This is a genomic window from Daejeonella sp., assembly GCF_036405355.1.
Classification (GTDB): domain Bacteria; phylum Bacteroidota; class Bacteroidia; order Sphingobacteriales; family Sphingobacteriaceae; genus Daejeonella.
Genome location: NZ_DASWXT010000005.1, coordinates 1 through 13,132 on the forward strand (window position 1 = coordinate 1; position 13,132 = coordinate 13,132).

Consider the following 13,132-nt stretch of genomic DNA (forward strand, 5'->3'; position numbering starts at 1 on the left):
GATTGCACCCACAGGATAAAACGTGGATTTACAACAAATATCAGGAAGGCGCGGCTCTTTTGCTTACTTTTCCAGCTGCAGGGAAAAGTAAGTGCCCTCTCCGCCGGCAAGAGGCGGGTGATATAATATTTAATATTTGCTATTTTTTGTAAACATACCTCTCAGCTAAATAGAATGCATAGCCGCTATTTCATAAAGCGATGCCTGATTTTTAATATATCCTGCTTTAAGTAATAGTAGCGGCGACCAATACAAAAGGGTTTGAGGGTGCCATCCTTCCGGCGGCGGCGCAGGGTACTGGTACTTATTTTGAGTTTAATTTTCAGATCCGAATCATCCCACCAGTCGGATACGTCTTCTTCAGGCAATAAAGAGGGTTCCAGCGGGGCAAGGGTTTCAGTAGAAGGAGCAGCAGCTTTGCTTCCAGAGGACATTTCAGCAGTCGTTGTTCCTGACTCATATCTGTCAAGAAGGAGCTGGAGCTTTAAGAGAAGCTCGCGGATTTCGGCTATGTAAACCTTGTCGTCCACCTTTGTTTGTTCAACAAAACAAAAGTGTGGCAAGTTTTTGCTAATGAAGAAGAAAGCCTGCACGATTTGTGTGCATACCCTGCCCGATTTATGCGCATCGCAAAAAGCAATGCCAGCCCGATGCCATTCGTGTTTTATTTGTTGCAGCTAGTCCTTATATTTACTATAGCTCTCGCATTGTTAAACATTCATCTGTCTGCCAATGGGAAAATTTAACCTCGCAAACGCACTCCTGCAATACCGTACGCGCGAGTGCCTGAGTCAAAAACAAATGGGAGAGATATTAAACATGTCGCGTTCGGCATACGACAGGCTGGAGAAGGGCGTAAGAATACCGGGCTATGACGAGGTAGTAAGGCTGGTCAGAATACTTGAACTCCAGATTGAAGAAGATGAAATCATCCCCACTACGAGAAATCCCCTGCCAGAATCGATAGTTAATCTAAAACATGACCTTCTTTACAATACCATCGGCTTGTACGATGCGCTTAGCCGGGTAAAAGCATTTGCGAAAAGTATCAACTGCAGAAATTTATTAGAATGGTCACATAGCGAACTGGTAGGTTACCTTGAAAACCCCGGTTTTTCCGACTACCGTATCTACCCGCATGAATACTTAGTGAATTTTGAAAGCGGAAATGAAAAATTCATAGAATTTCCGGTACCCTTCGAATTGCTGGATCCGGAAGATGAAAAAGGCCGACTGATTTTTCTATGTGAACCGGTATCCGGCTTTTACGAGAATTTTCTACTCAACGATGGATCTGCATCCGACGCGGCTAACCATATGAGTCCTTTAATTCGCAACTTTCTCAGAGAAGCTTTTGACCCGGATATCAGAATAATTGGTGTAAGCCGAAAAAAAACGGGGAGAACGATCAGAAAAGTCATCCTTTCGGTATACGAGATTATGCTCAATTTTATATTAAATCTGGAACGGCGGTTCGGAACCTCGCCCAGCCTTGAAGTTCTCCGATTATATTCAGAAGAAATCGACCTGATATTTTCTGAAGCCTTGGCGCGAACGGGTAAGGCAGCGCATCTCGACCTACAGATTAAATTCGTTCCCTATGACCGGGAGAATAATTCGGATATACTGATGGACTTTTTATATGAACATGTCTCCGACGAGCATTTTGACGAGATCTGGGATTTAATTGAAGAAGAAGAAAAAAAAGGAAAGATACCCGAATCATTTGGTTACCGGATTACAAATATGATCAAACGGATGGCTGAGATCTATCCCAAACTCGGCCCTGAGGGTAGCAGGCTTAAGGATGCTATCAGGGGGTATTTGGGATTTGATAAGGGGGGATGAGGGGTTAGGATGGTATCGGGGGAATGTGTTGTACTATAATTAGAGATTTTTAAAGAGCAAAGCAAAAATGAGTAATTGGTGGGTTTGTGGGGCCACCAGGAGTTCTCTCCTATCGTCGGGACAGGCTTCGAGCCCAGGCTGGTGCAAAAAAAAGCCCCGCTTTCGCGGAGCTTTCGTGCGCCCACCTGGGCTCGAACACCGTATGTTATTAACTGATAATCAATCTTTTACACAAAGTCATCAATACCGGGACTCTAATTAGATATTGCGCCCGTTTGTTGAATTAGATATACGAAAATCGGACCAAATGAGCAAGGAAATATCAATCTCTTCCGTGTCTGTAACTTATTAAATACTTGCCACAGGTTTTCCCTTGAGCGTCAAAGAAACCAGCTCTGCGATAAATTTTGCGAGCGGCCGGATATCGGATTCGACACTGCCTTTTTCTAAAGCGCTCATATATTCCGTTCTCCTTTCGACAGGGATCACTGTCCATGGATATCCGCCTGAACTAAGCATTACATTTATCAGGAAGCGGCCGGTTCGTCCGTTGCCATCCATATACGGATGAATATATACAAATATAAAATGGCCCAGTACGGCACGTACCGAGGCCTCTGGTTCATTTTCCAGCAGTTCGAACAACAAGGGCATAACTTCCCGCATAGCCTCCACACTTAATGGCACATGCTTGGAGCCTCCTATAAATACCTGGTTGTTCCGGTAGCCTGCCAGATCCGATGGCTTTAACAAACCTGCCGCAACACTCGGTGCGAAAAGTTCCCGGTACCAGTCGGAATGATCTTTATCTGCAACAGCGCCTGCATTTGCACCCTCAAGAATTCGGGCTATACTTTCCTTCACTTTTAAAAATGCTTGCCAGTATCCCCTGGCTGCCATGGCGTCCTTTTGCTTTTTATCTTCCTCACTGCCCACAACATCCCACTTCCCGCTGCGTACCCGTTCGATCAGTTCCGGCGTTACCTTGTATCGTTCAATGGAGAGCGAATGGTAAGCATCGGTTACATATATATCTTCAACCATTTTCAGATATTCCTTATGCTGTTCAGGCAGTCCGGGAGCCGCAGGAAAAACCTTTATTATCTCAGCCCTCATCGTACTCCATAATAACCTGATGCGGTTTGAGTAGGGTGATCTTTCCCTGAATGATAATTCTACTGCTGTGTGATCCTGGAAAGGGTCCGATTCACGAACATCGTAACCGGCCGATTTCATCGTTTTCAGTATATCCTCAGCGATACGATCCCGCCCGATATTCCGGAATGCCCCGGCAAGCCGCCCGGCTATTGTACTATGGCCTTTGCTCAGCAAAACATTCAATACTTCCGACGAATCTCTGATCATTGCCAGGGCTGCCCGGGCGTCTGTTGGATCTTGGGTGTAAAAGCTTTGCGAGCAGTACACCAGCGCAGCAGGCAGCGTATAAAGTTGCAGCTCCCTTTCTGTAGTTCTTAACTCATTTTCCGGCAGCTCGCCTCTCATGAAAAAAATGGACGTCTGATAAAGAAGATCAGTATTGAAATTGGATGCGTTCGGCGATTTTATCATCAATTGGTGGGGCACGGTCCAATTTCCGGCATGTAACTGAAGCGACTGGTTGGGAGATATGATCCATTCATCTCCATGCTTTTCATCGATGAATTGCTTGCAAAATTCCCAATACGATGTGTACCAGGAAGTACTGTCGTCAGCTCCTTCATCCGGCCGGGTAGCAATATACCAGCCCCGGGTTACCTCTTTCAGAAAACCCTGCTGCACCAGACCCCTTCTGTGTGTTTTACTTATCTGGTCTGTTTTAATACCTATCAGGCCACTCTGTTGCAGTTTATGAAGCGCTTTAAGCGCCTCTGCTAATTTCTCGGCCGGTGTTGACATTTTGGCTTTTCTTAATATCCAGTATTTAGATATGTTGTAATATTATAATAAATGTACGTATTAAAATTATAATAACAGTATGTATTTAAATTATAATAAGTATCAGTGCTAAAATTATAATTGGCACAAAACTATTCAGGCCTTCTCATCCGCAAAGGAAAGATAGGTCTCTCAAATAAGATTTTGAGCTATAAGGCATGATGTGTTGAGCTATAAGTCCTTGAGAAAAATGCTCAAGCAATGATTGTGGAATTTAGACTGGTCGCAACTGCTAGTAAATGCAGCATAGTTTTATATGTGGATGAAATGGTCTATCTGAAAATATAAATTATTACATCAGCATGAACGGTTCTATAAGACTGGAATTTCAAACTCTCGCATAAGAACACTGTATCAATTTTATCTTACTTTTAGAAAAACAAAACTTGATGAAGTTTTACGCAGGAGCGACTGATAATAGTTGGTTCAATTATTTAAGCAGAATATCACCTGAAGATGTCAATTTTTGGCAACCAGGAGGAAACTCAGCTTTTAAATATCTTCAACCAGGAGAACCGTTTCTGTTTAAATTAAAAAGGCCCTACCATGTTATTGGTGGGCTTGGATTCTTCTCAAGTCATACTTTTCTCCCGCTCAATATGGCTTGGGATGTTTTTGGTGAGAAAAATGGGTGTGCGTCCTTTAATGAATTCAAAAGGTCAATCCTTTCCTATCGGACAGACAAAGAAAACTCAAATCCAACTATCGGCTGCATCGTTTTGACTAATCCAATATTTTTTGAAACCCAAGATTGGATTCCTGTTGATCAATTTATGAGTAGAACCGGTATTGTTCAGGGAAAGGGCTTTGATACCGCAGTAACAGGAAGTGAACTTTGGACGCAGATCAACAACACGCTCCAAAAGTATCTTCCTTCAAATCCAGTATTCACAGAAAATCAGTTTATCTCAAAAGAGTCGGATTGGCCAGGTTACGGCAAGTCGGTTTTACAGAAAGTTCGAATTGGACAGAGTGCCTTTAGGGTCCTGGTAACAGATGCATATAGCCGTAGATGCTCAATAAGTGGTGAGAAAACCTTGCCAGTTTTGGATGCAGCGCATATTAAGCCTTACAACGAACAAGGACCACATAATATTTCTAATGGCATACTCCTTCGATCTGATATGCATAAATTGTTTGATACGGGATATATCACCATTACAAAAGATTATAAAGTTGAAATTAGCAAGGCGATCAAAGAAGAATTTGAAAACCGGCGGGAGTACTACCAATATCATGGCAAAGAATTATTGTACCTTCCTGGAAAAGAAGTTGATAAACCTAATCAACAATATATTGAATGGCATAATTCTATTTTTAGGGGTTGATATGTCGCTCCGTTGGCATGCGTTTCATTTTGGCTTTTGATAGAGACAAAAAATTTGTGCAGAGACCGTGGAAGGCAAGACTTTTTGAGAAAAATACTACCTGTGGGGGAAATTTCATTTGTTCAAATTCGGACGGCATGGCCTTGCTAACCGAGGTATAACTTTGCCTCAGCAAAAGCCAAAAACGGAATATATTGAATAATGAACGCACGAACTGGAAAAAGGCGAAAGCGCAGGGATATCAGGTTAATGCTGAATCAAAGAATACTACACCTCCTTGCTGCGATAAAGTCCCCCAGGTGAAAGTGGTTCGGTGGTATCGATTTCTTCACTTTTGAAGAGGTCTTGTGCAAATTTTTTGAAGATATCGGGGATACGAGGCTTCATTTTCCGACGGATAAAAAAGCCGAACGAATCAAGTGTGGACCATATCCTCTGCTCAAGCATATCTTGGGTTACCCCTTGTTTTCTCTTTATTGATTCCACTCTGTCCTTCGAGCAGGCATAATTATAATCAAGAATCAGTTTTTCCAGCAAACGCGGATTCTCTTCAAATTCTTTTGAGAATATGATCAGGGTGTCGATATCGATGATCACGAGATCGTTAATCCTTTGTCTTGCGCATTTCAATACATTGTAATTTTCAACTTCCTCCCAGAACCATTTATTTAGTATCTGATTTATGCCTGGCGTGGTCAGCATCAATTCTGAAACAAGCAAAATGGGAAAGAATCTAACATTTTTTGGATTATACCCTTTGTCATAAGCAGATCTTTCGGAACGCTCCAGTAGAATTTTTATTCGTTCTGCAAGTTGCTTAACGGCTTTATTCTTTCCGTCCGATGTATCTAAAAGGAATTTTTCCTTTAGCTCCGTCTCAATGTCTTCGTATGTAAAAGATTGTTTGGCTGGCCCGGTAACTATGCTCCCTTTTATTTCGAAGAGAAAAATTTTGTTTCCGTTTCGAGCGTAGTAGTCAGGTTCGGTACCTAACTTGAACTTTTTTTCTATTTCTGAACCTTGAAAATGAATAAACTTACTCTCAGCGAAAATTCGATCCAGCAGTGAATAACAAAGGTATTTTTCGATGAATTCGAAAGTAAAAACACTGAAAAATTTGCCCTTTAGGTTTAAACTAGAGTGTTTTTCTGAAATTCTTAATAACTCAAAGAACATCGAATTAAAAATCCGATAAACTGTGAGGACCGAATCTAAAATGAGGTATTCGTCTTCATCCACCTTGAACAAGGGATGAGATCGAGCATGAATAAAATCGGTTCTTAGCGGATATTCGTCATCATTTGTTAATGCTAAATGGTCAAGGAATTTCTTGTTGCTTACCATGTCCGTTGATTCATTCAATTTAAGATAATTCAGCCCGGTATCATTTCCTGGTATTGCTGCCATGTGTGCAATAGGGAGTATGCCCTTCAGATACCCTTGCCAGGTTTGAACACCATATACTGTAAGGAATTTTGTTAATAAGTCTGGATAATCCTCGCGAAAAAATTGTAAACAGTAGAACGACTTGGTGAATTGGGAAATTAATAACTCAACCGGGTTAAAATGATTTAAATCATGGTAAGGATATAATAGTGTTAAACCAATCCGAGCAAAACGATCTACGATATTCGGATGATCTTGTTCTTTTATCTGATCGAAAATACGATCGGTTCGTTGGGCCGCTTTTTGATTTGCATCTAGATAAAGCTCGAAGGCAAGCACTTCAGATTCGGAGTTCGACATTCCAGAGTTCTCGGGAATTTCCGTAGACAAGACCTCATCCAATAAAGTGAGATTACTCCACACGTTTAAAATATGGAGATCATTGGCCCTAACTCCCAGCTTGTTGTAGGAGGCCTTCAACTTGTCCCATATTTCATTCGCAGCGGCGTGATTCTCACTGTTAAACCAATCGCTGAATACGTCAATAGGAGCGTATTCTGAACGTGTTCTCGCAACATGGTTTAGTCGCGCAATTATTTTTGCCCATGTTATTTTATTTATCGCGGATATTCCGACGTGATCTGCCGGTAAATTTTCGCCGTAAACCTTTTCATAGGTGACAAGAAGCTGTCGGTTGAAATTTGCCATACTGATAATTTAGGTAAACATCATCCAATAAATCAAGTAATTGATATCTACCATTTGTTTACAGATTCATAAAAACCCGATTTTGCAATAGGTCCGCGAACGAAAACATAGGCAACTTTGTTTCTTTAATGTACTTTGTTGGAAGAATATTCTTGGTGATTACAATAGATTTAATCGCATATTCTTTTGTTAGTCCTAGCGTTGAAAGGCAATCCTCCTTGTTTTCATTTAGCCATTGGTCGCGTCTGACGTGCTTCTCAATCATGCCTTCCTTTCCGTTCCTACCTAAATAGTTGCTAATCTCCGCATGAATATCGTAAGCGATTTTAGCTTGTGAAGTGTTCTTGCATTCGATTGAGTAAAGTATTTTACCCTGGTGATCGATTGCCAGAATGTCTATATCTCCTTTGTCACATTCAGATTTGAAAAAAGCCTTAGGCTTAATTTTGACTTCATAAGGATAAACCTCGAAGGTCGTATTCTCTTTTAGCCAATTGCAAACCTTGTCCCGAAATGCCTTTCCCTTGATATCGTTTCGCTGAGCAAGGAGGTTTTGAATTTTAAAGTCCTGTTTTCCTGTTTTCAACGTGCCGTCGAAGAAACGAGCAATAATATTTTGAGCAGCGGTATAAAGATGCCTCACACTAATCAAATAGAACTGTTGTTCGTTCAATTTGACGGGAACGATCGGTTTTAGCATATAGGATACCCTCCTGTTATACCGCCAAGGATATACTTCAGGCAGGTCTTTTGCATCAACGCCAAGAATGCCCTTTCGTTCCTCGAATGAGAGCACTTTTAGAAATCCAGCAAATTCCTCATTAGAAAGGTTGGAACGGTTCGTAAATAAATCTTTCAATTCTTCATGAGACATAATCGCTACCGATTCATTCTTCGAAAAAACCGTCCATCCGATAAAGTTACTCGCACCTAAAATATCCCATATCGTTATCCCCCAAGTTTCACGGAACACTGCATCTACTTTGTCCCAATATGGGTCTTCTTTTGAAGACAAAGCATCTGGCTTCTTTTGTTCTGGATCGTAAAAATGCTCTGCATACTCAGTTATATGTCTTTCATATTCTTCGATATATATGTCATCACGAAAAGCCCGCAAAGTGGTATCGGCAAATTCGTGACCGATTCCAATTCTTCCCGAAGGCAAAAGGCCAATTTCGGGCTCATATATCTCGAATTTAATAGTGTCGGACATCGCGCCGTAATTGACCAATTCGCTAACGTGTGCCAACATAAGATCGATATCATCGTCGTTGGGTATCGATTTGCCACCAGGCATTTCACAAGCAACAAATTCAATCAATGTTCGAAGGGCAAGGCTGCTGCTAACTAAATCTGCTTCGGTATCAATGTATTGTTGCTGGACGTCGATAAAGCTTCCGTAGCAAGCTGCTTTGGCTGGATAGGTTATCTTTCGAAATGCTCTCTCATGAAGGGTATTTTCATGCCGCTGCATTAAATAAACAAGAAGCTGAACAGCGTCGTATTTATTTACCAAATCTATGACCTGTTTAAAATGCACTTTTACCAAGTCATTTAAAAGAGATATTTTAACGGAGGCCGATGCGATCTTCCTCGGGATTTCCTTTGTATATCCTAACCAACTCACCTGGTTATTAAGAATATATGAAATTTCGGACTTGGGTATTTTACGCGCCGGCCGAATTGCGGTAGCTGACAAACTAATATCCCGGTCACTCTGCGCCATAATGATCATTTTCTCATTACCGCTAGGCATTATTTCCTTTATCGTGGCATCCAGTTCCTCTTCAGTAAGATTTGTTCCAAGTCCCAGTTGTTCTATCAGATCTCCAATTATATGAATTATATGCTTCATAAAAGTCTGCTCTCCCTCATTACTAACTCTGGAAAGCTGATCAACAATACCGAACGGAACTTTGATTTCCACAGCTCTAAGTGTTGGAATAATGTTGTAGCTAAGTTCAATTTCCTGTGTAACATCAGGAAATTCCCACTCTTCGGGTCGTGACAAAAGGGTATCTAAATGCAGCGTAATGACGATTGGCCGTTTTCGAAGCTGGTTAATAAATCCATGTAGCACATCGTAGCCTCTGTACAACCAAAACAATATTGCATTTATATATATATCCGCGGTATAATCCATTGATTGATTCCCTTGAATCCATATAGGGCACGAGAACCCAAGTAAACAACTCCGGAGATAGCCGGAGCGGATTTCATCGGATATGTATACCGGGTAGTGTTCTTCCTTTCTGCGGCATCGTACAAATCCGGTAACTCCGTTAACAGTGAAAGGGATGCCCACTCTGTCGATCTTCGCTTTGGCTTCGCGTTTTATGTTTCCTTCAATATCCAGTTCGAAAGCTGCAAAGTTAAACGGTCGTTCATCCGAGTCATTAAATGCCTCATGGTTGCGTTGATACCAATTGAACTTGGATAGATGAGAGTTCATCGGAGAAAACATGATCGCAGCTCTGCTTAGATCGAGATATTTAACATATTTCCACAAAGTCAAAGGTTCGAAATGCCAATGACGGGTCAGGCATTGCAGATCGTAAAATGGGATTACTATTTCCTGATCAACATATTTAATATCCTTACAGGACATCATAAACCTCTGCAAAACAGAAGTTTTTAAGGTAATACCTACAACCATCAGCCTTCCGTCGGGATTCTTTGCATGAAAAGCTTCAGCGATTGCTTTAACCCGGGCTTCAAATTCTTTTGAAACCTTCTCCATTTCGTCCCTGGGAATGAAAGTTTTGGGTAACTCTATTATCGTAGGGACATATGCGAGTTTGTTGGTATCGAATTGCCACATTTCTTCAACCAAGCCGAAGTTGGACACTTTGGGAGGTTTGGTTATAAAATCGAAGTCGACTTTCCGCCATCCCATCATTCCTAGAATCATATCAATCTCCCCTGCGGCCTCGTTCGAAAAATTACTGAGAAGCTCATCGAGACAGGAATATTCTCTCGCTTTTTCGACAATGAACTCACATAGTGCGCAAAGAAGTGCCGTCGGCATCACAAGAAAAAATTGTCCGTCCAACTCTATAAACGGCTTTAAAAAAAGTGGATTAGAATCGTCGAATTCTATAGCATTGATCTTGTGGGAGATTTCGTAGGTAAAGTTGCGGATCGTATTAACTGGTATGTTCAGATTATCGGATATCGCCTCAAGCTGATCCTGGTCGAAAGAAAAAAGTTCTTTATCTCTAGCGAGTATAGCTTCATTCGGTATGAACAACTCCTTTCCGTCAGACTCTTCGAACATTCGGTGTGTGTGACCAAGCTTCTCAGCTATGGTATTCTGAACGTGCAGAATAAAAAGACTTGCTTCTGAAACTTCATGTACATAGTCGTTAGGTAGTTTCTTACGGTCTAATAAGCTGTGCAAAAGACCCTGAACGATCTCAGTGCAATCCGAGTAAATTCCAGGATAAACGATATTGTTCCCATTTACAAAAACGATGTTCTCGGTAAAGAATTCCTCCGGTGGATCTTCTGCCCAATGCTTTGTACAATGTATTTTCAGATCCCTTGAAATTTCATTATGCCTTGTATTTGTCCCACCTCCACGAATATTGTTTACGATTTCTGTCGCCAACAGCTCAAGGCGTACATTCTTACCATGGTTAAGTGGCTGAAGCTGGAGCAATGAAACGAGTTTAAGCAGTTCTCGTAAATCGTACTTCTTAATGAACGAGTGAGATGGTTTTTGTTGCTTAAATACGCTCTCAAAAAGCTGTGCTGGCTGCATTTGAGATTCTGGAGGAACTCCCAAATTAATGCAGCATTTTTTGTATTTTTTTCCGCTTCCGCAAAAGCAGGGGTCATTTCTTCCAAGTTTAGACATTAACTAAATATAGCTAAAAGAAAAATTCTGTAAAAAAAAGCCCGCTTCCGCGGGCTACTCAATCCTAAACTTTCACACTTTTCTTCCTGTTTCACTTATTCTGCTCCCTCAGATCTTCTTTCTGATCAACCTTCTTTTTTTCCTAAAGATACTTTCGGCTATTGAACCTGGGATGCATTCTCTCCTTTCTTCGCCTCCTTAAAGGTATCCCGAACTGACAAAAAGTATGACCTTATACTTTGTTGAGTTTATGCACAAGCATCAGCGTTATAAATTCCTGTGCTCTGACGGCAGCCACTCCCAGTTCAACAATCAGTTTTCCCTCTGTTATATCCAGGGCGGTCATCGTAATACCCAAACCCACATGAACAAAGTATGCTTCCTCAGGAGTCTTGCCTGCCAGAGCTCCTTGCTGCCACAAACCATAGAGGTAACTTTCAAGTATGCCTTTTACTTTAAGCCATGTGCTGGCATCATTTGGCTCAAAAACGACGAAATTGCTGGCTTTAATAGCCGATGTCTCAATCATGTTGAATAGCCTTCGGATCGAGATATACCGCCACTCATTATCTATGCCAGCCATGGTGCGGGCGCCCCAAACCAGCGTGCCCTTACCCACAAAACTGCGAATACCATTTATAGATTTTCCATCCGGCGAAACGTTTAGTATGTCCTGATCCTCGGCTGTAATTTTTATCATCGGTTTCAGTACCGACATCAGCACTATATTTGCAGGAGCTTTCCACACTCCCCGTTCCCGGTCTACCTGTGCATATACACCCGCAATAGCCGATGAGGGTGGAAGGATGAGTGTATATTTCGGATCAGTTAACGCTGTTGTGATGGCCTTGTAAAGCTCCGGATCCGATTGTCCGGTCTCATGAAGCGTTTTCGTATCCCGGCTTGCACTCTCAATTACAGCGATCCTATCTTCCGGCACCAGGGCTCTTTGTGTTGTTCTGAGAAAAGGATAATACACCGCACCATACTTCAGGTTCTTTTCGCCAATCCCGTTCTCATCTCTGAATCCCTTTCCATTGATATCATCACTCAGCACATCCAGGATGCAGAAGCGGTTGGTCATGGTACTGCATTGCTCCAATGCCTGCCGGCAAATGGTATAATAATCACCGGGTTGCTCAAGACCGCATGCTTCAGATAATACTATCAGCGTAGGTTCTTCTTCATGTTTAAGGGCGGTCAATCCGGCCTCGAAATCTGCGAATGATTTTTGCGAATGATATCGTCCAACAGAAACGATATAACAATTCCTGCCTCCATTATCAAAGAACATTCTAAGCGCGTAATACAGGGTGTGAACTACTTCCGCCTGATTTATATCTAATTTGAATTTCCCGGCTACCTTCTTCCATTTTACAGATACTGACGACTCCGGCGGTCCCCCGAACAATTGATTGTACTCAGACAAGGAAGATATCCTTGTTGGAACAGGTGAGATATCAGTTCTGTCTCCCGGCGCCTTCACGGTATAACCCAAAAAAGCGGGAATGGCGCTTGCGACCTCGCTAACAGAAGGTGGAAGGTTGGAGATTTCATCCACGTATATTGAAGGCGTTGTGTATTTGGGCATAGGGATATATTATTCAGGGGAATATACAAAATATGGGGAAGTTTTATTTAGAAACGGGGGCTTTGAATTCTCATCTCATTTGATGCTCTTAAATCTGTTTAAGATGCTCATTAGAAAATCCGGCTTCGGAGGATTTTTAAGGCAAGATTCATTTTCAAAAAGAGATGGTCTGATCGTGTACCAACCCATTCTTTGAGAAGCAAAGATCTCACGTTCATTTCACCTGAAAGAGCTTTCAGGGCATAAATTCTCCATCGTCCGATTTATTCCATGAACTTTCTCAGGGTTTATATTATTACCCGAAACTAAGTGCCTTTGGTAAAACGCCACCTGAGGAAGAGGTCTTAATACGAAGCTTTCTTAAGGATGGTAGATTTCTGGTTACTTCACCAAGCTCTTATAACAGTTTAGGAGTTGCTACTACCCAGTTTTATAATGAAAGAACCGTATACAATCATAAACGACACGGTGAATTCA

The 13,132-nt window shown here is 41.7% G+C and carries 7 protein-coding genes and 1 pseudogene; 2 read left to right on the forward strand and 6 right to left on the reverse strand.

The window, feature by feature from the left end:
• Positions 1–185: 185 nt before the first annotated feature.
• Positions 186–530: a helix-turn-helix domain-containing protein gene (locus VGE44_RS00330; protein WP_331075784.1), complete on the reverse strand. Its 345-nt coding sequence runs from the start codon at positions 528–530 to the stop codon at positions 186–188.
• Between the two features lie 202 nt (positions 531–732).
• Between VGE44_RS00330 and VGE44_RS00335 the strand changes: the two genes are divergently transcribed.
• Positions 733–1,848, forward strand: coding sequence for a helix-turn-helix transcriptional regulator (locus VGE44_RS00335; protein WP_331075785.1), 1,116 nt, complete (start codon positions 733–735; stop codon positions 1,846–1,848).
• Between the two features lie 348 nt (positions 1,849–2,196).
• Here VGE44_RS00335 and VGE44_RS00340 read toward each other — a convergent pair whose 3' ends face one another.
• Positions 2,197–3,744 carry a Fic family protein gene (locus VGE44_RS00340; RefSeq protein WP_331075786.1) on the reverse strand — a complete coding sequence of 516 codons (1,548 nt, stop codon included), beginning with the start codon at positions 3,742–3,744 and terminating at the stop codon, positions 2,197–2,199.
• A gap of 428 nt (positions 3,745–4,172) precedes the next feature.
• Between VGE44_RS00340 and VGE44_RS00345 the strand changes: the two genes are divergently transcribed.
• Positions 4,173–5,111: an HNH endonuclease gene (locus VGE44_RS00345; RefSeq protein WP_331075787.1), complete on the forward strand. Its 939-nt coding sequence runs from the start codon at positions 4,173–4,175 to the stop codon at positions 5,109–5,111.
• 267 nt (positions 5,112–5,378) lie between these two features.
• Here the strand turns inward: VGE44_RS00345 and VGE44_RS00350 are convergent, their stop codons facing one another.
• The 4 genes and pseudogenes from VGE44_RS00350 to VGE44_RS00360 all read right to left on the reverse strand — a co-directional run bounded on the left by VGE44_RS00350 (position 5,379) and on the right by VGE44_RS00360 (position 12,655).
• Complete coding sequence (locus VGE44_RS00350; RefSeq protein WP_331075788.1) at positions 5,379–7,205, reverse strand: hypothetical protein; 1,827 nt, start codon at positions 7,203–7,205, stop codon at positions 5,379–5,381.
• Between the two features lie 58 nt (positions 7,206–7,263).
• Positions 7,264–10,866, reverse strand: coding sequence for a hypothetical protein (locus VGE44_RS00355; RefSeq protein ID WP_331075789.1), 3,603 nt, complete (start codon positions 10,864–10,866; stop codon positions 7,264–7,266).
• A 132-nt stretch (positions 10,867–10,998) separates the two neighbouring features.
• Positions 10,999–11,064, reverse strand: a pseudogene (locus VGE44_RS18410) (SEC-C metal-binding domain-containing protein); the annotation flags it as partial.
• A gap of 232 nt (positions 11,065–11,296) precedes the next feature.
• Complete coding sequence (locus tag VGE44_RS00360) at positions 11,297–12,655, reverse strand: phage tail sheath family protein (RefSeq protein ID WP_331075790.1); 1,359 nt, start codon at positions 12,653–12,655, stop codon at positions 11,297–11,299.
• Positions 12,656–13,132: the final 477 nt, after the last annotated feature.

What these genes read in the sequence shown, in the direction of transcription:
- VGE44_RS00335 (WP_331075785.1), top strand. Translation starts at nt 733, where the DNA reads ATGGGAAAATTTAACCTCGCAAACGCACTCCTGCAATACCGTACGCGC.
- VGE44_RS00340 (WP_331075786.1), bottom strand. Translation starts at nt 3,744, where the DNA reads ATGTCAACACCGGCCGAGAAATTAGCAGAGGCGCTTAAAGCGCTTCAT.
- VGE44_RS00345 (WP_331075787.1), top strand. Translation starts at nt 4,173, where the DNA reads ATGAAGTTTTACGCAGGAGCGACTGATAATAGTTGGTTCAATTATTTA.
- VGE44_RS00350 (WP_331075788.1), bottom strand. Translation starts at nt 7,205, where the DNA reads ATGGCAAATTTCAACCGACAGCTTCTTGTCACCTATGAAAAGGTTTAC.
- VGE44_RS00360 (WP_331075790.1), bottom strand. Translation starts at nt 12,655, where the DNA reads ATGCCCAAATACACAACGCCTTCAATATACGTGGATGAAATCTCCAAC.